Annotated in this window: 20 protein-coding genes; 8 read left to right on the forward strand and 12 right to left on the reverse strand. The window is 72.6% G+C overall.

Annotation, left to right across the window (positions count from 1 at the left end):
- Nucleotides 1-10: 10 nt before the first annotated feature.
- The 4 genes from VA596_RS18010 to VA596_RS18025 form a co-directional block, all read right to left on the reverse strand.
- Entirely contained in the window at nucleotides 11-958 is a 948-nt protein-coding gene (locus VA596_RS18010) for a sphingomyelin phosphodiesterase (RefSeq protein WP_323328560.1), read from the reverse strand.
- A 10-nt stretch (nucleotides 959-968) separates the two neighbouring features.
- Nucleotides 969-2966, reverse strand: a complete 1998-nt coding sequence (locus tag VA596_RS18015) for a neutral/alkaline ceramidase (RefSeq protein ID WP_323328561.1) — start codon at nucleotides 2964-2966, stop codon at nucleotides 969-971.
- A gap of 119 nt (nucleotides 2967-3085) precedes the next feature.
- Entirely contained in the window at nucleotides 3086-4111 is a 1026-nt protein-coding gene (locus VA596_RS18020) for an LLM class F420-dependent oxidoreductase (RefSeq protein WP_323328563.1), read from the reverse strand.
- A gap of 9 nt (nucleotides 4112-4120) precedes the next feature.
- Complete coding sequence (locus tag VA596_RS18025; protein WP_323328565.1) at nucleotides 4121-5038, reverse strand: oxygenase MpaB family protein; 918 nt, start codon at nucleotides 5036-5038, stop codon at nucleotides 4121-4123.
- An 86-nt stretch (nucleotides 5039-5124) separates the two neighbouring features.
- Between VA596_RS18025 and VA596_RS18030 the strand changes: the two genes are divergently transcribed.
- The 5 genes from VA596_RS18030 (at nucleotide 5125) to VA596_RS18050 (ending at nucleotide 9959) form a co-directional block, all read left to right on the forward strand.
- Nucleotides 5125-5721 (forward strand): TetR/AcrR family transcriptional regulator, encoded by a 597-nt coding sequence (locus VA596_RS18030; protein WP_323328567.1) that lies wholly within the window; start codon nucleotides 5125-5127, stop codon nucleotides 5719-5721.
- Between the two features lie 48 nt (nucleotides 5722-5769).
- Nucleotides 5770-6555, forward strand: a complete 786-nt coding sequence (locus tag VA596_RS18035) for an IclR family transcriptional regulator (protein WP_323328569.1) — start codon at nucleotides 5770-5772, stop codon at nucleotides 6553-6555.
- A gap of 107 nt (nucleotides 6556-6662) precedes the next feature.
- Nucleotides 6663-8489, forward strand: a complete 1827-nt coding sequence (locus VA596_RS18040; protein WP_323328571.1) for a glycosyl transferase — start codon at nucleotides 6663-6665, stop codon at nucleotides 8487-8489.
- A gap of 20 nt (nucleotides 8490-8509) precedes the next feature.
- Entirely contained in the window at nucleotides 8510-9373 is an 864-nt protein-coding gene (locus VA596_RS18045) for a DUF4397 domain-containing protein (RefSeq protein ID WP_323328573.1), read from the forward strand.
- Nucleotides 9363-9959, forward strand: coding sequence for a class F sortase (locus tag VA596_RS18050; protein WP_323328575.1), 597 nt, complete (start codon nucleotides 9363-9365; stop codon nucleotides 9957-9959). The genes VA596_RS18045 and VA596_RS18050 overlap by 11 nt, the downstream gene beginning before the upstream one ends.
- Here VA596_RS18050 and VA596_RS18055 read toward each other — a convergent pair.
- From VA596_RS18055 to VA596_RS18085, 8 genes are all read right to left on the reverse strand, one after another.
- Nucleotides 9956-11107, reverse strand: coding sequence for an LLM class flavin-dependent oxidoreductase (locus tag VA596_RS18055; protein WP_323328577.1), 1152 nt, complete (start codon nucleotides 11105-11107; stop codon nucleotides 9956-9958). The genes VA596_RS18050 and VA596_RS18055 overlap by 4 nt on opposite strands.
- Nucleotides 11104-12129, reverse strand: a complete 1026-nt coding sequence (locus VA596_RS18060; protein ID WP_323328579.1) for an ABC transporter substrate-binding protein — start codon at nucleotides 12127-12129, stop codon at nucleotides 11104-11106. The genes VA596_RS18055 and VA596_RS18060 overlap by 4 nt, the downstream gene beginning before the upstream one ends.
- A complete protein-coding gene (locus VA596_RS18065) occupies nucleotides 12116-12835 on the reverse strand; it encodes an ABC transporter ATP-binding protein (protein ID WP_323328581.1) in 720 nt (239 codons plus the stop codon). Before VA596_RS18065 ends, VA596_RS18060 begins: the two co-directional genes overlap by 14 nt.
- Nucleotides 12820-13638 (reverse strand): ABC transporter permease, encoded by an 819-nt coding sequence (locus VA596_RS18070; RefSeq protein WP_323328583.1) that lies wholly within the window; start codon nucleotides 13636-13638, stop codon nucleotides 12820-12822. Before VA596_RS18070 ends, VA596_RS18065 begins: the two co-directional genes overlap by 16 nt.
- 58 nt (nucleotides 13639-13696) lie before the next feature.
- The gene (locus tag VA596_RS50670; RefSeq protein ID WP_400535415.1) at nucleotides 13697-13777 is read right to left on the reverse strand and encodes a putative leader peptide; all 81 of its coding nucleotides are present in this window, start codon (nucleotides 13775-13777) and stop codon (nucleotides 13697-13699) included.
- A 96-nt stretch (nucleotides 13778-13873) separates the two neighbouring features.
- Complete coding sequence (locus VA596_RS18075; protein ID WP_323328585.1) at nucleotides 13874-14584, reverse strand: MBL fold metallo-hydrolase; 711 nt, start codon at nucleotides 14582-14584, stop codon at nucleotides 13874-13876.
- Nucleotides 14585-14594: 10 nt separating this feature from the next.
- The gene (locus VA596_RS18080; RefSeq protein WP_323328587.1) at nucleotides 14595-15116 is read right to left on the reverse strand and encodes a tRNA ligase subunit PheS family protein; all 522 of its coding nucleotides are present in this window, start codon (nucleotides 15114-15116) and stop codon (nucleotides 14595-14597) included.
- A 270-nt stretch (nucleotides 15117-15386) separates the two neighbouring features.
- Complete coding sequence (locus tag VA596_RS18085) at nucleotides 15387-15899, reverse strand: DinB family protein (protein WP_323328589.1); 513 nt, start codon at nucleotides 15897-15899, stop codon at nucleotides 15387-15389.
- An 84-nt stretch (nucleotides 15900-15983) separates the two neighbouring features.
- On the opposite strand from VA596_RS18085, the gene VA596_RS18090 reads away from it, so the two are divergent.
- Genes VA596_RS18090 through VA596_RS18100 form a run of 3 tightly spaced genes read left to right on the forward strand, consistent with a single transcriptional unit; the run spans nucleotide 15984 to nucleotide 20304 of the window.
- Nucleotides 15984-16832, forward strand: coding sequence for a DMT family protein (locus tag VA596_RS18090; RefSeq protein ID WP_323328591.1), 849 nt, complete (start codon nucleotides 15984-15986; stop codon nucleotides 16830-16832).
- A 53-nt stretch (nucleotides 16833-16885) separates the two neighbouring features.
- Nucleotides 16886-18556 carry an ABC transporter ATP-binding protein gene (locus VA596_RS18095; protein ID WP_323328593.1) on the forward strand — a complete coding sequence of 557 codons (1671 nt, stop codon included), beginning with the start codon at nucleotides 16886-16888 and terminating at the stop codon, nucleotides 18554-18556.
- Entirely contained in the window at nucleotides 18553-20304 is a 1752-nt protein-coding gene (locus VA596_RS18100; RefSeq protein WP_323328594.1) for an ABC transporter ATP-binding protein, read from the forward strand. Before VA596_RS18095 ends, VA596_RS18100 begins: the two co-directional genes overlap by 4 nt.
- Nucleotides 20305-20456 lie beyond the last annotated feature (152 nt).

Below are 20456 nucleotides of genomic sequence, written 5' to 3' on the forward strand. Positions count from 1 at the left end.
GATGAGGCACTCAGTAGTGGATCTCGGCCCGCACCGGGTAGTGGTCGGAGGGAATCGTGCCACCGTCGTAATGCACCAGCTGTACCGGCCCGACCTCGGCGCGTCGCAGCGAGCCGACGTAGTCCAGGGAATCGCGGTAGGTGGCCGGGACGGACTTCGCCGCGTCCGGGTTGGTGACGGCGTCGAAGCTGTACTCCCCCGCGCCGGCCGTCCGCAGCGTCCCGCCGAGCACGGCCTCACCCTGCTCGGACTGGGAGCGGCCCAGGGCATCGCGGCGGCCCTGCCCGGCCCAGTACTCGATGTTGAGGTCACCGGCGATCGCGACCGGGTCCGCCGCCGGGACGTGCGCGGCGGCGAGGTCGCGCAGCTCGCCGAGCTGGGCCATCCGGATCTGGTGCGCCTTCGGCAGGGTGTCGGGGGCTTCGTCGGCCTGCAGGTGCGTGCCGACGAGCCAGAGCGCCTTGCCGTGCGCGAAGATCCTGACCAGCGCCGCGCCCTTGTTGGCCAGGTAGTCGGCGGTGCCGGAGTAGGAGTTGCGGTAGACGAGCTGGTGCTGCTCGGTGATCGGGTACCTGCTCAGCACGGTGACCCCGCCGTTGACGACGATCGGCGAGTTCGAGCAGTTTCCGCTCACCGATGTCCAGCCCGGTGACGTCGAGCAGGACTGCCCGACCAGCGGCGTCTGGAACGGGTAGGCGTCGATCAGGCGGCTGCGCAGACTCTCGGCTTGGGCACTGAAGGCCTCCTCGAGCACGACGACGTCGGCGCTCTGGGTCCGGATGACCTTTTCGGCCGCCTGCGCCCGGGCTTCCTTGTCGGAGGTGTTCGGGTTCGCGATCCACGGCAGCTGCCACAGGTTGAAGCTCAGGACGGACACGCTCGCGGTCGCGGCCTGGGCCGGAACCGCGATGGTGGTCAGCACGGCGACGAGAGCGGCGAGAAGGGCGGTCCTGCGCACGCTGGTCCTTTCAGGAGACGACGAAGGCGCGGGAGGTCCCGCTGAGCTGGGCGATGGCGCCGGTCAGGCCGTGCTTCCACGCTCCGAAATGGACGACGCGGTACTTCCCGACCGGTGTGTTCGCCGGGATGTCCCAGGTGACCTCGGCGCGGGACTCGGAGACGAACGTCCGGGTCCAGCGGAACCTCGTCGCCCAGTCGCCGTCGTCGGCGTAGCGGACCCAGCGGCCGTCGGCGTACTGCTGGATCTCCAGGAACGTGCCGTCGCGGCGCAGGTCGTTCTTCGGGTGGCCGGTCACGAAGGCGACCGACACCTGCTCGCCGCGGCGGTAGCTGCTCTTCGCGTCGGTGACGACGTCGCCGAAGCTCTTCAACAGCGGTGCGCTGTCGAAGACGACCCCGGGTTGGAAGTTGACCAGCTTGCCGCGCAGGTCGCGCGGGACCGGGCCGTGCGGGACCGAGGAGCCCGCCTTCATCGCGGCGGCGAGCTTGCCGAACTCCTGCTGGTACGCGGGCAGCGTGTAGCGGCCGAAGAGCGTCGACGCGCCCTCGTACTGCTGCGAGTCGTACTCCTCCGGCGTCGTGACGTACTGGCTGTAGGCGTTGGAGTAGCCCTGCACGAGAACGTTCTCCAGCGGGACGCCGAGTTCCGCGGCCACGGTCCGCCGGATCCGCAGCCCGGCGACGATCGTGTACTCGGCGGGCCCGGCGACCAGGTGCAGCTGCCCGATCCGGACGATCTGCAGCGGCAGCACCTCGGGCGCCCACGGGTACGGCTTCATGGCGCCGAACGGCACGGCGACGACCTTCGGCGCCTGCGCGTCGGCCAGGGCCTGCGGGATCGGCGCGTCGATGCCGCCGAGCCAGTCGATGAACGGGTTCTTGACGCCCTCGGGCAGCGGCAGGCCGGGGCCGTCTTCGGTGCTGCCGGCCAGCATCGAGACGCCGATGGCGGCGGTGCAGGTCCGGTGTGGACGGCCGTCCGGGGTGAACCGCGGGTCGACGTCGACGGCGGACATGTCCACGTAGGTCATGCGGTGGTCGACACCGCCGGTCACGGACTCGTTCGCCGCGTCGAACGCGCGTTTCGCCGCCTGGAACTGGAGTTCACCGATGCGCTGGGTGTTCTGGAACTCCGTCTCGGGAGTGCCGGGCTGGAGGTTGAGGTTCGGCGTCATGTCGCCGGAGTTGGTCTGGGCGAACGCCGCGACGAACCCGGGCGGGCCGTCGAGGTAGCGGACGCCGGCGTGGTCGTGCTCCCACGTGTAGGCCGCGTACCCCTTGTTGTCGCTGCTGATCAGGTGGTTGCCGTTGCTCATCGACGTGCCGTGCGTGGCGAACCAGGTGATCGCGCCGACGTCCTTGCCGCCTTGGCGGAACCGCAGCACGGTGACGGCCGGGTCGATCGACAGCGGGAAGTGGTCCTTGTCCGGGTTCAGTTCGAACGCGACGCGCGAGCGGTTCGCGCTGGCCTCGGTCAGCTCGGTCCGGCCGAGCGTCAGCTCGCCGGGCGCGAGGGTGTCGTGCGCGTGGCCGATGGCCTCGACGATCCCCGCGACGACGGCGTCGTAGGTCTGCTGCTGGAAGCCGAGGATCGACAGGTCGTAGGCGGCGTAGTGCGAGTCGCCGCCGCACGCGGAGTGCGTGTGGGTGGCGTTGAGCAGCACGTTCTGCTCGGTGTAGGTGGTCCCGTACTTCCGCGCCAGCTCACGCAGGACACCCTGGTGGACGGACTGGAAGAGCGCGCCCAGCTCGGCGGTGACGAAGACGATCCGGTTCGTGCCGTCGTCCACGACGTAGGCGCGCGCCCGGGTGCGCAGGTGGATGCCGGCCGTCTGCTGCTGCGGCATCGAGTAGCCCATCATGCCGTTCTCGGCAGCGGGCCCGGTGACGTCGCCGATTCCGACGCCGACCTTCAGCGCGGAGGCGGTCGCGGCGGGTCTCGCCACGGTGGCGGCGAAGGGCAGCGCGGCGGCTCCGGCCAGGACGTGACGACGACTCACCCGCATACGGTCTCCCGACTAACGTGAACGACTTTCGCGTTAGTTGCGGACCGTACGTGAGCCCGGCCACCCGGGCAACCCGACAAAAGTGCCGTCAAGCCGCCCGGGCGCCGTCGATTCGCGGGTCAGCCGAGGGCTTCGGCGATCTTCTCCAGGGTCGCCGCGTCCCCGCGCAGCAGCAGCTGGGTGACGACCGTGTCCTCCCACGCCTTCAGCTCTTCGCGGATCTTCGCGGCCGGGCCGATCAGCGAGGTGTCCTCGACCAGCGAGGTCGGGATCGCCGCGGTCGCTTCGTCCTTGCGTCCGGCGAGGTACAGCTCCTGGACCTTGTCCGCGACGTCCTCGTAGCCCAGCCGCGCGAAGACGTCGTGGTGGAAGTTCACGCTCTTCGCGCCCATGCCGCCGATGTAGAGCGCGAGCGACGGCTTGATCCAGCTCGCCGCCTCCTCGACGTCGTCGTGCACGATCACCGGAACCGACGCGGGCACCTCGAACGTCTCCAGGGTGCGCCGGGCGCCCGGCCGCGCGAAGCCCTCTTCGAGCGCGGCCTTGTAGAAGTCGTTGCTCTTGGGCGAGAAGAACAGCGGGAGCCAGCCGTCGCAGATCTCGGCGGACAGCGCGACGTTCTTCGGGCCCTCCGCGGCCAGATGGATCGGGACGTCCTTGCGCAGCGGGTGCACGGTCGGCTTGAGCGGCTTGCCCAGCCCGGCACCGCCCTTCAGCGGGAGCTGGAAGTGCTGGCCGTCCAGCGTCACCGGCGCCTCCCGCGCGAGCACCTGCCGCACGATGTCGACGTACTCGCGCGTGCGGGCCAGCGGCTTCGGGTACGGCTGGCCGTACCAGCCCTCGACGACCTGCGGACCCGACGCGCCGAGGCCGAGCACGAACCGGCCGCCCGACAGGTGATCGAGGGTCAGGGCGCTCATCGCCGTCGCCGTCGGGGTCCGCGCGGCCATCTGGACGATGTTGGTGCCGAGCCGGATCCGGCTGGTCGACGAGCCCCACCAGGCCAGCGGCGTGAACGCGTCCGAGCCGTACGCCTCCGCCGTCCACACCGAGTCGAAGCCGAGCTCCTCGGCCTTGAGGACGGCCTCCAGCGCACCCGGGGTCGGCCCGCTGCCCCAGTACCCGACGTGGAATCCCAGCTTCACGAAGACCTCCTAGATGTTCGGCGCGTAGTGCTCCGGTTTGCCACGCTCGGACAGCGGCGGCAGGTTCCTGGGTGGAGTCTCGACCACGGCGGCGTCCGGAGCCACCTCGCCGCGGGCGCGACGCCAGCCGGCCCGGGCCCGCGGGTGGTAGCGCCGGTCGTGCGGGACGAGCCGGAACACGGCGTTGATCAGCTTCCCCACCCGGCGATGCCTGCGCGCGTCCCGCTCGGACCAGCGCAGGCCGAGGAGGTCGCGGATCTCGCGGTCGTACAGCCCGGTCGTCAGCCAGAGGAAGTTGCGCGCGACCAGCACGCTCACCGGCCGCCAGAGCACGTCCGGCAGCCACGGCAGGAACGGCGGTTTTGCGATCCCCCGCAGGTCGAGGACGTCCCGGGTGGCCTTGTTGTCCTCCAGGACCTCGGCGCACATGTGCTTCCAGTACCGCTGGAAGTCCTCCCAGCTCTCCGGCACCGGCCGCAGGCTCATGTCGTACATCCGCCACCAGATGACGTGCTCGTCGAACAGCCGCCGCTTCTCCGCCTCGCCGATGCCGCCCATGAAGTGGTCGGCGATGAGGATCGTGCTGACGAAGAACGTCGAGTGCGCCCAGTAGTAGGTGTCCGGGTCGAGGGCGTGGTAGCGACGGCCGCGCGCGTCGATCCCCTTGATCCGGTCGTGGTAGCCGCGGACTTCGAGAGCAGTCTGGTGGGCGCGCGGGCCGTCGTAGACGACCCCGCCGATCGGGTAGAGCGAGCGGAAGAGCCGCTGCCAGCGCTCCTCGAAGAACCGCGAGTGCTGCTCGACGCCGGCCCCGAGGCCCGGGTGCATGTTCTGCATCGACCCGGCCCACAGCGCGATCAGCAGGCCACGCCAGTCGCCGAAGTACTTCCAGGTCAGCGAGTCGGGACCGAGCGGTTGCGGGGTCATCGGCGGCTCCTCGTCGAGTCTCGAACTGACTACGGCTGTTGTCAGGCTAGGATCTGACAACACACGTAGTCAACCGAGGAGCGGGGATGCCGGGCCGGACCTGGGCGGGCACGACACTGGACGACCGGAAGGCGCTCCGGCGCGAGCAGCTCGTCGCCGCGGGCCTCGAGCTGCTGGGCACCGAAGGCTCGGCCGCGACCAGCGTGCGCGCGGTGTGCCGGCACGCGAAGCTCACCGAGCGCTACTTCTACGAGAGCTTCGCCGACCGCGAGGAGCTCGTCGCCGCGGTCTACGAGCACGTCGGCGAGCAGGCGCGCCGAGCCCTCGTCGACGCCGTGCAGGACGCGCCGAACCCGACCCTGCGGGCCGAGAACGCCGTACGCGCGTTCGTCGAGCTGATCGTCGACGACCCCCGCCGGGGCCGGATCCTGCTCCTCGCCCCGCTGACCGACCCCGCGCTCACCCGGCGCGGCCTGCACCTGCTGCCGGTGTTCACCGCCGTCGTCGGCGAGCAGCTTTCGGGCGGGGACGAGACCGAACGCCAGCTCGTGGCCGTCGGGCTGGTCGGCGCGCTGAGCAACGTCTTCGTCGCCTACCTCGACGGCTCGCTGAAGGTGACGCGCGAGCGGCTCGTCGCGCACTGCGTCAAGCTCGTGCTCGGCGCCGACGACCTGTCCCGCTGACCGCACCACCAGCTGACAGTCCCGCGCCGGATCGGGCACACTCAACCCATGCGTACCGCTGGGCGGAACGAGGGAGCGAGCGGCGACGGCCTCGTCGCGGCCCGGCTCGCCGCGCTCCTCGAGGCCTTCCGCCCGGGTGACGAGTCACTCGGCGTGTCCGAGCTGGCCCGCCGGACCGGGCTGGCCAAGACCACCGTGCACCGGCTCGTCGGCCACCTCGCCGAGACCGGCCTGCTGACCCGCGAGGACGGCGCGGTGCGGCTCGGGCTGCGGCTGTTCGAAATCGGCCAACTGGCCTCACCCCGGCGAGGACTCGTCGAAGCGGCCCGGCCGTACCTCGCCGATCTCCGCGAGGCGACGCGCAACACGGTCCACCTCGCGATCCTGGAAGGCACCGAAGTCGTCTACCTCGACGTCCTGCGCGGGCCGGACGCGCCGACGCTGCCGTCGCGCATCGGCGGCCGGTTCCCCGCGCACGCGACCGGCGTCGGTAAGGCAATTCTCGCGTTTTCCGCGGAATCCGTGGTGAACAAGGTGATCGACGCCGGATTACCCCGCATGAGCCCCAAGACGATCACCGCACCCGGGCTGCTTCGCCGTCAGCTCACCCGGATCCGCGAAGACGGGATCGCGCTGGAACGTGAGGAATCGGGCGTCGGTGTCGTGTGCGCGGCCAGCCCGCTGCTCGACGCGCACGGCGTCGCGGTCGCGGCCGTGTCCATTTCGGGCTGGGCCAACCGGATGCGGACCGAACGGGTTGCTCCCGCCGTCCGCACGGTCGCACTCGCGTTGACCCGGACGCTTTCCGGGTCCACTGCGGACAGTCGGAAATAATCTTGCGGGGCAAGGCTTTTTGATCTTCCGGGACGATCTCTAGGCCGTCCGGATGACGTGACCTCCCCGAGCTGTACGGCTGATCCGCAGCGGCTACGATCCGTCCAATGGCCCAGCACAGCTGGGGGACGACGTTCTCGGGCCACTCCCCCGCGACACTTTCCGAGCAGTCGGGTGCGCGTCCCTCGGCCGCGCACCGGCTGCTGTCCCTCGACATCGTGCTGGCGCTGCTGGCCCTGGCCGGCGGCCTCCGCGTGCTCTACCTGGCCGCCACGACGCCGGCCCTGCCGTCCGAGTCGGCGACCGTCGCCCACGCGTACGCGCTCGGCCACCTCACGTCGTTCACCGACGCGGGCGGCGCCGGGCTCAGCCGGTTCGGCTGGCTGCAGCTGTCCGCCTACACGATGGTGTCCGACGCGTTCGGCCGCTCGGCCACGGCGCTGGCGGCGGTCCGCGAGACGATGCTGGTCGCGGCCGTGATCGGCACGGTCCTGCTGTGGTTCCTCGCGCGCCGCCTCGGCCTGGCGCGCTGGGCGGCCACGGCGGCGGTGCTGCTGGTCGCGGTGTCACCGCTGGCGCTCGGCCTGCAGCGGCTGGTCGTCGTCGAGCACCTGGCGGCGGTGTGGGCGCTGGGCGCCCTGGTGCTGATCACCACCCCCGAGGCCAAGCTCCGCCACGACATCGCGGCCGCGGTGTGCCTGCTGGCGGCCGTGCTGACCTCACCGCTGGCGCTGTTCCTGCTGCCCGCGGCCGGCTGGCTGCTGGTCCGCCGCTCACCGACCCGGGCCGCCGTGGTGGCGGTGCTGCTCAACCTCGGCCTGGGCGTCGCGTTCGGCCCGGCCGCCGCCGTGCTGCGGCCCCACCTCGCCGCCGCCGGCCACCCGGACGTCGCCGACTGGGTGGCGCTCGATCCGGCCTGGGCGGTGCTGTCGGTCTTCGCGCTCGTCGCCGGGCTGGCGGTCGCGGCGCTGCGGCCGTTCGCGGTGTCCGGCCTGCTGCTCGTCGCGGTCCTGCTCGTGCCGGGGGTGCCCGACACGGCGGTGCTCGCGCTCCTGCTGCCGGTGACCCCGCTGCTCGTGGCCGGGGTCGCTCAGGCCATCACCCGGCAGCGCCGGGCCGCATCGCATCAGTCACGGGCCGGGGGCCGGACCGGGCTCGTGGTGGCCGCCACCGTGTTCGTGGTGGTGGTCGGGGTCGGCTGGGCGTACGGGTTCACCGCGCTCAAGCCGTCCCCCGACCGCAGCGGGCCGCTGACCGACGCGCAGGGATGGTTGCGGGACAACGCTTCCGGCGCCCGCCTGCTCGTCGACGACGCGGCCTGGGCCGAACTCGCGAACGGGGGCTGGCCCACCGGCATGATGGCGGCGCCCGCCGCGTGCGCGGCCGTCTGCCCGGCCGCCGAGTGGGCGGTCTTCACCCGGGACGCCGACGACCTCCGCCAGCGCTACCCCGCCCTCGACGGCGCACTGGCCGACGCCGGGGTCGTCGCGGCGTTCGGCTCCGGCGACCAGCGGGTCACGGTCTCCCGCCTCGACCTGCCCCCGGTCGACCCGGGCGCGTCGTCGGAGGACTCGGCACGGGCCCACGCCGGTGCCGCGCTGGCCGCGTCCACCCGGATCACCGTCAGCCAGGACGCCGCCGCCGTGCTGCGGGCCGGCCGCGTCGATCCCCGGCTCATCGCGACCATCGCCGCCCTGGCGGCCCTGCAGCCGGTGAAGATCACCGCGTTCCCCGAAGTCCCCGGCGAAGAATCCGCCGGACAACCCCGCCGCCGCGTGCAGTTCGCCGGCGGCGAGGACGGCCTGGCCGCGTTCTACACCGGCCAGCGCGACCTGTTCCGCCCCTCGTCCGTCGCCCGGACCCGCGACGGCGTGCTCGTCACCTACCCGTTGTTCGCGCCCTCGGGACTGCTGGTCCCGTTCTCCTCTCCCTGAAATCCCCGAAAGGCCCTCTCATGCGCACCAGGCTCCTGCTCAGACCGGCCGGGCTGATCGCCGCGGCCCTGCTGATCGGCGCACTCGCGCCGGTGCCCGCATCCGCGGCGGCGAACGCGCCCGGGCCGGGCGTCGGCTGGATCCGCGTCGGGCACCTGTCCCCGAAGGTCCCGCCGGTGGACATCTACTTCGCGCCGTTCGGGCAGGCCGAGAAGGTCGTCATCCGCAAGGCCGGCTACGGCGCGGTCACGCCCTACTCGTCGCTCGACCCCGGCAAGTACACCCTCTCGATGCGGCCCGCCAACGCCGCGGCGACCACCCCGCCCGCGCTGTCGGCCACCATCGACGTCGCCGAGCGCAACGCCTACTCCCTGCTGGTCTTCGCGAACGGCCCGGACGGCACGCTGCACGGCCAGCTGGTGACCGACGACCTGACCCCGCCCGGTCCGGGCCAGGGCCGGGTCCGCGTCGTCGAGGGGTCGGCGGCCATCGCCCCGGTCACCGTCGACGGCCCGCAGGGCATGGCGATCGCCAAGGACGCGGCGTACGGCATGACCTCGAACTACGTCGACGTCCCGCAGGGCCGCTGGCCGCTGCAGCTGAGCGGCGGCTCGGTGAAGTCCACCGCGGACGTCGACGTCAAGGCCGGCACGTCGACGACGCTGCTGGTCACCGAAGACGGCGGGGCGCTCAAGGCCAACCCGATCGCCGACGGCGCGTCACTCCCCGACCCGCCGAAGTTCGGCGTCGAGACCGGCGGTGGCGGCACGGCGCCGGTGTCGCCGGGCTCGCCGTTCTGGCCGGCGGCCGCGGTGGTCGCGCTCCTGGCCGCCCTCGTGGCGTGGCCGGTGCTGCGGCGGCGCGGGGCCGCCCGTGCGCGCTGAGCTCGGCGCGCTCCTCGTCACGGCGCTGGCGGTCGCGGGCTGCTCGACGGCGGCCCCGGCCACCCCGCCGCCGACGGTGACGTCGTCCTCCACCCCGGCGGCCGCGGCCGGGCCCCAGCCGCTGCCGACGGCCGCCGAGGTCCGCCCGGTGCACCTGCGGATCCCGGCGATCGCCATCGACGCGCCCGCGCTCGTCCCGCTCGGGCTCGGGCCCGACCACCAGCTCGAAGCGCCCGCGAAGTTCGAGGACGTCGGCTGGTACGCCGACGGCCCGGTACCCGGTGACCCCGGCCCAGCGGTGATCGCCGCGCACGTCGACTCCCGGGCCGGCCCGGCGCCGTTCTTCCGGCTGCGCGAGCTGAAGGGCGGCGACGAAGTGTTCGTCACGCGCTCCGACGGCCAGGAGACGCGGTTCGTCGTCGACCGCGTCCAGCGCTACCCGAAGAACGCCTTCCCCACCGACGCCGTCTACGGGCCGGCGCCGGGCAGCGCGCTGCGGCTGATCACCTGCGGCGGCAGTTTCGACGCGGCCAAACGCAGCTACCGCGACAACATCGTCGTCTACGCCTCGACCCGCTGGGGTTAGAGCGCGGCGACGTTGCGTTCGGGGTGGGACGGCCGGTGCAGCGCCGGGACGTCGGCCAGCAGGCCGCGCCGGGCCAGCTCCGGCCGGACGCCGTCGCCGAACCAGTACGCCTCCTCCAGGTGCGGGTAGCCGGACAGCACGAACTCGCTGACGCCGACCGAGTGGTACTCCTCGATCAGGTCGGCGACCTCGCTGTGGCTGCCCACCAGCGCGGTGCCGGCACCGCCGCGGACCAGGCCGACGCCGGCCCACAGGTTCGGGTGGATCTCCAGGCCGCGGACGCCGCCGTCGGTGCGGCCGCCGTGCAGCGCCACCATCCGCTGCTGCCCGACCGACTCGCTGGCGGCCAGCTGCGCCTGCGCCTTCGCGACCTGCTCCGGACTCAGCGCGTCCAGCAGCTTCTGCGCCTCCGCCCACGCCTCGGCCGACGTGTCGCGCGAGATCGTGTGCAGCCGGACGCCGAACCGGATGTCCCGGTCCCCCGCCAGTGCCTTGACCTTGGCGATCTTCTCCGCCACCTGCGCGGGCGGCTCGCCCCAGGTCAGGTAGACGTCGGCGTGCTTGGCGGCCACCGGCAGCGCGGCCGGCGACGAGCCGCCGAAGTAGATCGGCGGCGCCGGGTCCGGCGCGGCCAGCGTCGTCGCGCCCTCGACCTTCAGGTGCTCACCCTCGAAGGTGAACGGCTTCCCGGACCACACGCCGCGGACGATCGTCAGGAACTCGTCGGTGCGCGCGTACCGGGCGTCGTGGTCGTGCCAGTCGCCGAACCGGCGCTGCTCGACCGCGTCGCCGCCGGTGACGATGTTGAGCAGCACCCGGCCGTCCGACAGCCGCTGGAACGTGCCGGCCATCTGCGCGGCGAGCGTCGGCGAGATGACGCCGGGGCGGAAGGCGACCAGGAACTTCAGCCTGGTCGTCTCACGGATCAAGGCCGCCGTCGTGAGCCAGGCGTCCTCGCACCAGGTCCCGGTCGGCGTCAGGACACCCTCGAAACCCTGCCGCTCGGCCGCGCGGGCCACCTGGGCGAGGTAGTCGAGATCGGGGTCGCGCTGCGCGGCCGGACCGGCGGACCGGTTGGCGTGGAAGCGTTCCACGATCGTGCGGCCGTCACCGCTGGTGGGCAGGAACCAGTGCAGCCTGATGCTCATCCGTTGCTCCCTGACGTCTTCCGGGCCGTCTCCAGGTCGGGACCGAACCGGCGGTCGGCGTACGCGGCGAAGTCCACCTTCCCCGGCAGAGTCTTGTCGTCGGTGAACGCGTCCGCGAGCTGCTGCTCCGATTTCACGATCGAATCGTCCAGCGCGGCCGGCAGGTCACGGCCCGCGTCGACGGCCTTCTGCGCCACCTCGAGCTTGAGCCCGGTCTCCTTGGCCCACGCCGCCGCCCATTCCGAACGATGCGCGTCGGCCCACTTCTGGGCCTTGACCACGCGCACCACGAAGTCGCGGATGGCCGAGTTCTTGCCGGGGTCGGCCAGCGCCGCGGTGCTCGCGGTCTGGAAGCTCAGGCCGTTGGACGAGCCCCGGCCGTCGGCCAGCACCCGCGCCTTGGCCTCGATCTGGGCCTGCGCGGTGTAGGGGTCCCAGATCGCCCACGCGTCGATCGTGTGCTGGGTGAACGCCGCGTAGGCCTCGGCCGGCTGCAGGAAGCTGATCTTGATGTCCTTGGTGGACAGTCCGGCGTTGTGCAGCGTGTTCAGCAGCTGGCCGTGTGCGGAGCTGCCCTTCGCGACACCGACCGTCTTGCCCTTCAAGGACGCGACGTCCTTCAGCGGCGAGTCGTCCGGGACCAGGATCGCCTCGCGCTCGACGTTGCTCTTCGAGACGCTGACGACGGCGATCTTCGCCTTCGCGGCGGCGGCGAAGATCGGCGGGGTGTTGCCGACCCGGCCGATGTCGATCGCGCCGGCCGACGCCGCCTCCAGGAGCGGCGGCCCGGAGGTGAACGTCGACCACTCGATCTTGTACGGCAGGTTGTCGAGCCCCTTCGCCGCGGTGAGCAGCGACTTGACGCCGCCCTTCTGGTCGCCGACCTTGAGCGTCACCTTCGCCAGGTCGGCCGCGCTCACCGCCTGCGGCACGACCGCCGGGCCGGCCTCCTTCGCGGCCGAGCCGCACCCGGCCAGGACCAGCGCCGCCGCTACGACGGCGATTCCCTTATACAGGCGCATCTTCGGTCACTCCCAGGTCCGCCAGCACGCGGCGGCGGACGTCGATGTGGTCGGCGGGGTTGCGTGGCCGGGAGCCGCCCGGCCGGTGTTCGGCGATGATGCGCCCACCGTCGAGGACGAGGACCCGGTCGGCGAGCAGCAGGGCTTCGTCGACGTCGTGGGTCACCAGGAGCACGCCCGGCAGGTGCCGTCGCCAGAGGTCCTCGACCAGCCGGTGCATCGCGATCCGGGTGAGCGCGTCGAGGGCGCCGAAGGGTTCGTCGAGCAGCAGCAGGTCCGGCTCGCGCACCAGAGCACGAGCCAGGGAGACACGCTGGGCCTCGCCGCCGGACAGCGTCAGCGGCCAGTCGTCGGCGTGCTCGCCGAGGTGGACCTCGGCCAGGGCCCGGTCGGCCAGCGCGCGGTTGCGGGACTTCGAGACGCCGTCCTGGCGCAGGCCGAGCACGACGTTGCGCCAGACCTTCCGCCACGGCAGCAACCGCGGCTGCTGGAAGGCGACCGAGACGGTGCCGTGGACGTCGGCCTTCCCTTCGACGGCGCCGTCGAGCCCGGCCAGCACCCGCAGGAGCGTCGACTTGCCGGAGCCGCTGCGGCCCAGCAGGGCGACGAACTCGCCGCGGCCGATGGTCAGGTCGAGTCCACTGAGGACGGTCCGGTCGCCGAACCGCTTGGTCAGGTTCGCGACGTCCGCTACCGGGTTCGCCACCGCAGCACCTTCCGTTCCAGCAGCCGGACCAGCGCGTCGGTGACCAGGCCGAGCAGGGCGTAGAGGATGAGGCCGACGACCACGACGTCGGTGCGCAGGAACTCCCGCGCGTTGTTGATGAGGTAGCCGACACCGGCGTCGGCGTTGACCGTCTCGCCGACGATCAGCGCGAGCCACGCCAGGCCGAGCGACTGCCGCAGCCCGACGAGCGCCTGCGGCAGCGCGCCGGGCAGCACGACGTGCCAGAGCCGTTCCGCGCGGCTGAACCCGAGCGCCCGCGAGGCTTCGACGAGGTTCGGGTCGGCGCCGCGGATTCCCGAGTGGACGTTCAGGTAGAGCGGGAAGGCCACGCCGAGCGCGACCAGCACGATCTTCGTCTCCTCGCCGATCCCGAACCACAGGATGAACAGCGGGATCAGGCCGAGGAACGGCAGCGTCCGCAGCATCTGGACCGGCGGGTCGACCAGCGCCTCACCCCAGCGGGAAAGGCCGGAAACGATGCCGAGCAGCACCCCGACGATCGCGCCGATGGCGAACCCGGCGCCGACCCGGCCGAGCGACACGGCGAACGCGTCACCGAGCTCGCCGCTGCGCGCGACTTCGACGCCGGCCTGCAGGACCGTCCACGGTGAGCTGAGCTTGTCGGGCGGCAGCAGGCCGGTGCCGCTGGCGATCTGCCAGAGCGCGACCAGCACCACCGGGCTGATCCACCGGCGCAGGTCGATCCTCCGGCGGGTCTTGCGGGGCGGCCGTTCGGCGGCCGGTTCGGCGCGCGCCAGCACGCCCGTGGTGGAAATCGACACGGATTTCTCCCGGGACTTCAGTATTCGGGCTCAGCGGTATTCGCACTTCAGCGCGGAATCAGGCGAGCGGACACGCCGCGCTCGCCTGCCGCCGGAGGTCGACGTGCAGGCGGGCGACGAGGAGTGCGCCGTGATGCATGGTCCCGAGCTTCGAGCCACGAACGGGTGAAGTCAATCCGTGGACGCCGGCTCCCAGTCCGTGAAATAGCGGTGTTTCAATCCGTGGAACGGCCTCTCAGCCGCCGAACATGACCTTCCATTCGTCGAGCGAACGCGGCCGGTAGACGAAGTTGGTCCGCTTGACGTCCGACAGCGGCGCCGACGGCTCGGCGGAGTACTGGTGCCCGGGGTAGACGACGGGATCGCCGGCCAGCCCGGCGAGGGACTGCAGGCTGCGGTAGATCTCCTCGGCATCCCCGCCGGGGAAGTCGGTGCGGCCGCAGCCCTCGAGGAACAGCGTGTCCCCGGAGACGAGCTTGTCCTCGACGAGGAAGCACTGGCTGCCCGGCGTGTGGCCGGGCGTGTGGAGCAGCCGGATCGGGATCGCGCCGACCTCGAGGACGTCGTCGTGGTCGTGCGCGCGCAGGTCGGTGTCCGACACCCCGGTGACCCGCCGGACCCACTCGGTCTCGGCGCCGTTGACGTGGATCGGCACCGGCTCGACGGCGAGCAGCTCGGCGATCCCGGGCAGTGAGAAGCCCATCATGTCGCCGCCGACGTGGTCGGGGTGGTGGTGGGTGGCGAGCACCCCGGTGAGCCGCATCCCGTCGGCGGCGAGCACGTCCAGCAGATCCCGCACGGCGTAGGCCGGGTCGACGATCACCGCGTCCCGCGTCTCGCGGTCGCCGATCAGGTAGGCGAAGTTCACCATCTGCGTCGCCACCGGGTCCCCGACCGCGAAGTCGCGGCCCGCGAGCAACTGCCGGAAGTAGAGCCGATCCGTCATGCCGGACACCCTACGGGGTCACGCAGGACGTTGGCCCCGTGGTCGGAGAGCGTCGTACCCAGCGGGCGGAGTACCAGGCGTACCAGCAGGTTCTTTTGGTCATGGCGCGCGCCGAGCCGGGCCAATGCCTGCGGTGGCAGGTCCGCGCACGGTGTCTCCTGCCGGATCTCGACCTGGCCGGCACCGGGCGGCAGGGCTCGAGGTCGAGCATCTGGTCCGCGACCGTGGGTGCGGCCGAGCGCAGCAGCCGGATGTCCGGGATGCACTTGAGCAGCATCAGCATCCGGTCCAGGCCCATGCCGAGGGCGAGCCCGGCCCGCGCGAGCACCGCGGGACTGGCCAGGCCACATTCGGCGACCTCCACCCAGGCGCCGTCGTGCTCGACGTCGAGCCGGGCACCGTCCACTGTGTACGGACGCGGCCGGTCCCGCAGCCGCCACAGGTCGAGCTGTCGCGGCGTGCCGGGTGTGGCGCGCGTCGTGGAGGCAACTGCTCCCCTGGCCCGGACACCCGGTGAGGTCGGTGTGCACAACGCGCTCCGCGGCTCGCCTCGACCGGCCACGTCGGCCGGCAGGAGGCAGCAGACCGGCTCGATCGACTCAAGCAGACCGGCCGAACCGGCCTCCGCGACTGACCGGCAGACCCGAGCCGGTCAGGCCGCACCGCCGGACAAGCACGGCAGTCTCAGCCGGCTGCCGACAGGGCACCGGAACCCCACTGGGCACCCGTGCAGGGCCAGGGGGCCGGTAAATCGGCGGTACTCCGCGACGACGGCCACGCACTCCCGCGTGTCACCCTGTTTTCATTCCCCCACCTCCCCGTCGGCCAGCTCGCGCAGGACGTCCAGGTGCCCCACGTGCCGCGCCGTCTCCTGGACGACGTGGGCCAGCACCCACCGCACGGTGAACTCCGAGCGCCGCCTCGTGCGGTCGTCGGGGGTGAGCCCGTGGAGGGCCTTCTCCACCCGGGCCCACTCCGCCTTGTACGCCGCGACCACCGACGCCGGGGTGTCGTCCTCCGTCAGGTCCCAGCTCGGGTCCGGCTTGCCCGGCCAGAGGGACGGCAGGTCCGCACCGCCCGCCTCGATCGCCAGCCACCAGCGCTCGACCGCGGTCAGGTGCTTCAGGACACCCAGCGCGCTCATCCGCGGTGACGTCGGCAGCGGTGTCGCCGCGGCGGCCTCGGGAGTCAGCCCGGCGACCTTGTTGACCGCGGTCGCGCGGAGGAACTGCAGGAAGTCCAGCTGCACGCGCAGCTCGTCCCAGGCCAGGCGAGCGGGCCAGGACCGGCGCATCTTCGAACTCGTGTTCGACATGCCGACAAGATAGCGAGGGGGTCCGACAAAATCCGGGGAGCCGCCAAGATCACGCCGGACGGGAACGGTCCTAGGGTGGGTGGCATGTGGTGGGGACTCCTCTGCGCCTTGGGCGCGGCCTGCGCGTACGGCGTCGCGTCGGTCATGCAGTCGGTCGCCGCTCGGGCGACCGACACCGGCGCCGACGGCGTCGACCCGAAACTCCTGGTGCGCGTGCTCGGCCAGTGGAAGTTCGTGCTCGGCCTCCTGCTGGACGTCCTCGGGTTCGTGGCGCAGATCGTGGCCCTGCACGTCCTGCCGCTGTTCGTCGTGCAGGCCGCGCTCGCCGCCAGCCTCGCCGTGACCGCCGTCGCCGCGCGGTTCCTCGGCGTCCGGCTGGGCAAACGGGAGTGGGGCGCCATCGTCGTCGTGTGCGCCGGCCTGGGCCTGCTCGGCGCGGCCGCCGAAAGCGAGGGCTCGGACCCCGTCGGCCTCGGGTTCCGGCTGGTGCTCATCGGCGCGGTCGTGGTGCTGGCCGGGGCCGGGATCGTCGCCGGGAAGGCGAACCGCCGGGTGCGGACGCCGGCGCTCGGCCTGGTCGCCGGCCTGTGCTTCGGCGTCGTCGCGATCGCCGGGCGGATCATCCCCAGCCTCGCGCCGCTCGACCTGCTCAAGGACCCGGCGACCTACACCGTCGCCGTCGCGGGCGGGATGGCGATGCTGTTCTACGCGACGGCGTTGCAACGCGGCAGCGTCACCACCTCGACCGCGATGATGGTCCTCGGCGAGACGGTGTTCCCGTCACTGGTCGGCGTGCTCGCGCTCGGCGACCGCACCCGGCCCGGGTTCGTGCTGGTCGCGGTGGCCGGGTTCGTCCTGGCCGTCGCCGCCGCGCTGGCGCTCGCGCGGTTCGGCGAACCGGCCACTGAGACGAACGCGACCGTTTCCCCGTAGGTTCTTTACTTAGACTAGCCTTACCTATCCCACGACAGGACAGGGAGGCGCGGGTGAGCACGACCGGACGGGAAGTCCTCCGCCGTTCGATCGCCGGGCAACGCAGGTCGGTGGCGCTCGCGTCGCTGCTGACGGCGGGCCACCAGGGCGGTGAGGCGCTGGTCCCGGTGGTGATCGGCGTCGTGATCGACCAGGCCGTCGCGGGCGGCTCGGTCTGGACCCTGCTGCTCTGGCTGGCGGTGCTCGGCGTGCTCTTCGCCGGCCTGTCGACCAGCTACCGGCTCGGCGCCCGCGCCGGCGAGCGCGCCGCGGAACGCGCGGCCCACGAACTGCGCCTCGACCTCGGCCGCCGCGTCCTGCACCCCGGCGGCGGCGCCGAAACCGGCAACCTCGCCGGCGAACTGGTGAGCATCGGGACGTCGGACGCGAAGCGCGTCGGCCAGCTCAACGGCGTGCTCCCGTTCGGGATCGCCGGGCTGGCCGGTCTCCTGGTCAGTGCCGTCGTGCTGCTCACCATGTCGATCCCGCTCGGCCTGCTCGTGCTGCTCGGCACGCCGCCGATGCTCTACCTCGCGCACCTCGTCGGAAAGCCCCTCGAACGCCGCAGCGAGGCCGAGCAGGAGCGCTCCGCCTTCGCCTCGGGGATCGCGACGGACCTCGTCGCCGGGCTGCGGGTGCTCAAGGGGGTCGGCGCCGAACGCGCGGCCGTCGACCGCTACCGCCGGACCAGTCAGGACTCCCTGAAGGCGACGCTCAAGGCGGCCCGCGCCCAGGCCTGGCACAACGGCGCGCTGCTCGCGCTGACCGGCATCTTCATCGCGCTGGTCGCGCTGGTCGGCGGCAACCTCGCCGCGGCGGGCGACATCACCATCGGCGACCTGGTCGCCGCGGTCGGGCTCGCCCAGTACCTGATCACGCCGTTCTCGATCTTCTCGTGGGTCAACGGCGAACTCGCCCAGGGCCGGGCGTCGGCCGGGCGGATCGCCGACGTCCTCAACGCGCCGCCCGCCGTCGGCGAAGGCACCGCGACCCTGCCGGCCCCGGCGCCCGGGCACGTGCGGCTGTCCGCGCTGGGCCGGGGCGCCCTGCGCAACGTCGACTTCGAAGCCCGGCCGGGGGAACTGCTCGGCGTGGTCGCCACCGACCCGGCCGCCGCGACCGACCTGCTCGACTGCCTCGGCCGCGCCGCCAACCCCGCCACCGGGTCGGTCTCGGTCGACGCGGTCGACCTGTCCACTGTGGACCCGAGCCGGGTGCGCGAGGTCGTGCTGGTCGCCGCGCACGACGCGGACCTGTTCGCGGGGACCGTGGCCGAGAACGTCGAGTCCGGGCCGCGCGTCGCCGAGGCGATGTCGGCCGCCGCCGTCGACGAGGTGGCGAGCGCGCTGCCCGACGGCGTCGCGACTGCCGTCAGCGAACGCGGGAGATCACTTTCCGGCGGCCAACGCCAGCGGGTCGCCCTCGCGCGGGCCTTGGCCGTCGACGCGCCGGTGCTCGTGCTGCACGACCCGACGACCGCCGTCGACACCGTCACCGAGGCCCGCATCGCCGCGGGCCTGGCGGAGCTGCGGCGCGGCCGCACGACCATCCTCGTGACCACCAGCCCGGCCCTGCTCGCCGCGACCGATCGTGTCGTCCTCCTCGACGACGGGCGGATCGCCTGCGAGGGCAGCCACACCGAGCTGGCCGGCCGGGCCGACTACCGGGCGGCGGTGCTGTCATGACGCGCGAACTCCTCCCCGTGGCCGATGGGCCGCGCATCCGAGCCGTCCTCGGCGAGCTGATCGGCCGGGCTAGGGGACGCGCGGTCGCCGCGTTCACCATGCTGGTCGCGGCCACCGCGATCGGCCTGCTCACCGCTCCCCTGCTCGGCCGGGTCGTCGACCTGGTCGCGTCGAAACAGCCGGCGACCGAGCTCGTCACGCCGGTGGTCGCGCTGGTGCTCGTCGCGCTGGCGCAGGCGATCGCGACCGCCCTCGGCGTGTCGATGGTGTCGCGGCTCGGCGAGACGATCCTGGCGGAGCTGCGGGAACGCTTCGTCGCGCGGGCGCTCGGGCTGCCGCTCGAGCAGGTCGAACGCGCCGGGTCCGGCGACCTCACCGCCCGCGTGACGAACGACGTCTCGGTGGTCGCGGAGGGCGTCCGGGAGGCGTTGCCCGAGCTGGGCCGCTCGGTCCTGACGGTGGTCCTCACGCTCGGCGCGCTCGCCGTGCTGGACTGGCGGTTCTTCCTGGCCGCGCTGGTCGCCGTGCCGATCCAGCTGTGGACCGTGCGCTGGTACGTGCCGCGCGCGAAACCGTTGTACGCCAGCCAGCGCGAGGCCGTCGGCGCGCAACAGCAGCAGCTGCTGGACACCATCGGCGGCGCGAAGACCGTCCGCGCGTTCAGCATGGGCGACGCCCACATCGAGCGGGTGCGGAAGCGCTCCGACAGCGCGGTCGAGCTGGCGCTGCGCGGGATCCGCCTGGTGACGCGGTTCTACGCACGGCTCAACCTCGCGGAGTTCGTCGGGCTGTCCGCGATCCTGGCGATGGGCTTCCTACTGGTCGGGGCGGACGCCGTGACGGTCGGTGTGGCGACAGCGGCGGCCCTGTACTTCCACAGCCTGTTCGGCCCGATCACGACGGCGCTGGCCCTGGTCGACGACGCGCAGGCGGCCGCGGCCAGCCTCGCGCGCATAATCGGCGTCGCCGACCTGCCCGCCGAGGCCCAGCCCGCGTCGCCGGCGCGCCCGGTCGACGCGTCGGTGAAGACGGCGGGCGCGGGTTACTCCTATGTGGACGGTCATCCGGTGCTGCGGGAGGTCGACCTCGGCGTCGCGCCCGGCGAGCGGGTGGCGCTGGTCGGGGCGAGCGGCGCCGGGAAGACCACGCTGGCCAAGCTGATCGCCGGTATCCACCGGCCGGGTACGGGTTCGGTCACGCTCGGTGGCGTCCCCCTGGACGAGCTGGGCCCCGAAGCCACCCGCCGGACCGTCGCATTGATCAGCCAGGAGGTCCACGTCTTCGCCGGCCCTCTTGCCGAGGACCTGCGCCTGGCGCGCCCCTCTGCGTCCGACGACGACCTTCGGGCCGCGCTGACGAAGGTGGGGGCGCTGCCCTGGGTGGACGCCTTGCCGGAGGGCCTCGCGACGGTCGTCGGCGAAGGCGGTCACCAGCTGACGGTGACGCAGGCCCAGCAGCTCGCCCTGATCCGCCTGGTGCTGGCCGACCCGCCGATCGCGATCCTCGACGAGGCCACGGCCGAGGCGGGCAGCGCGGGCTCCCGCGTCCTGGAGTCGGCGGCCGCCGCGGCCCTCGAAGGCCGCACGGCCCTGGTGGTCGCCCACCGCCTCACCCAGGCGGCGGCGTCCGACCGCATCGTCGTCCTGGACGCGGGCGCAGTGGTCGAGTCCGGCACCCACGACGAGCTGGTCGCCGCCGAAGGCCAGTACGCCAAGCTCTGGGCGGCCTGGTCCGGTCAGCGCACCTGACCGGTCCGTGAAGGCCACCTTGAGGGACTCAGAGTCCCTCAAGGTGGCCTTCACGGACAACGACACGCCGGACCCCAAGCGGGTCCCGGCGTGTCGTCTTCAGGATCACGCGTGTCGACCCCGCAATCACCCGTGTCGTCCCTCCAGGCACG

The organism is Amycolatopsis heterodermiae (assembly GCF_034929455.1).
Lineage (GTDB): Bacteria > Actinomycetota > Actinomycetes > Mycobacteriales > Pseudonocardiaceae > Amycolatopsis > Amycolatopsis heterodermiae.

Bases quoted from the DNA above. Each gene is read 5' to 3' on its own strand.
- VA596_RS18015 (WP_323328561.1), bottom strand. From the start codon at position 2,966: ATGCGGGTGAGTCGTCGTCACGTCCTGGCCGGAGCCGCCGCGCTGCCC.
- VA596_RS18025 (WP_323328565.1), bottom strand. From the start codon at position 5,038: ATGACCCCGCAACCGCTCGGTCCCGACTCGCTGACCTGGAAGTACTTC.
- VA596_RS18030 (WP_323328567.1), top strand. From the start codon at position 5,125: ATGCCGGGCCGGACCTGGGCGGGCACGACACTGGACGACCGGAAGGCG.
- VA596_RS18035 (WP_323328569.1), top strand. From the start codon at position 5,770: ATGCGTACCGCTGGGCGGAACGAGGGAGCGAGCGGCGACGGCCTCGTC.
- VA596_RS18040 (WP_323328571.1), top strand. From the start codon at position 6,663: ATGGCCCAGCACAGCTGGGGGACGACGTTCTCGGGCCACTCCCCCGCG.
- VA596_RS18045 (WP_323328573.1), top strand. From the start codon at position 8,510: ATGCGCACCAGGCTCCTGCTCAGACCGGCCGGGCTGATCGCCGCGGCC.
- VA596_RS18055 (WP_323328577.1), bottom strand. From the start codon at position 11,107: ATGAGCATCAGGCTGCACTGGTTCCTGCCCACCAGCGGTGACGGCCGC.
- VA596_RS18060 (WP_323328579.1), bottom strand. From the start codon at position 12,129: ATGCGCCTGTATAAGGGAATCGCCGTCGTAGCGGCGGCGCTGGTCCTG.
- VA596_RS50670 (WP_400535415.1), bottom strand. From the start codon at position 13,777: ATGCATCACGGCGCACTCCTCGTCGCCCGCCTGCACGTCGACCTCCGG.
- VA596_RS18075 (WP_323328585.1), bottom strand. From the start codon at position 14,584: ATGACGGATCGGCTCTACTTCCGGCAGTTGCTCGCGGGCCGCGACTTC.
- VA596_RS18085 (WP_323328589.1), bottom strand. From the start codon at position 15,899: ATGTCGAACACGAGTTCGAAGATGCGCCGGTCCTGGCCCGCTCGCCTG.
- VA596_RS18090 (WP_323328591.1), top strand. From the start codon at position 15,984: ATGTGGTGGGGACTCCTCTGCGCCTTGGGCGCGGCCTGCGCGTACGGC.
- VA596_RS18100 (WP_323328594.1), top strand. From the start codon at position 18,553: ATGACGCGCGAACTCCTCCCCGTGGCCGATGGGCCGCGCATCCGAGCC.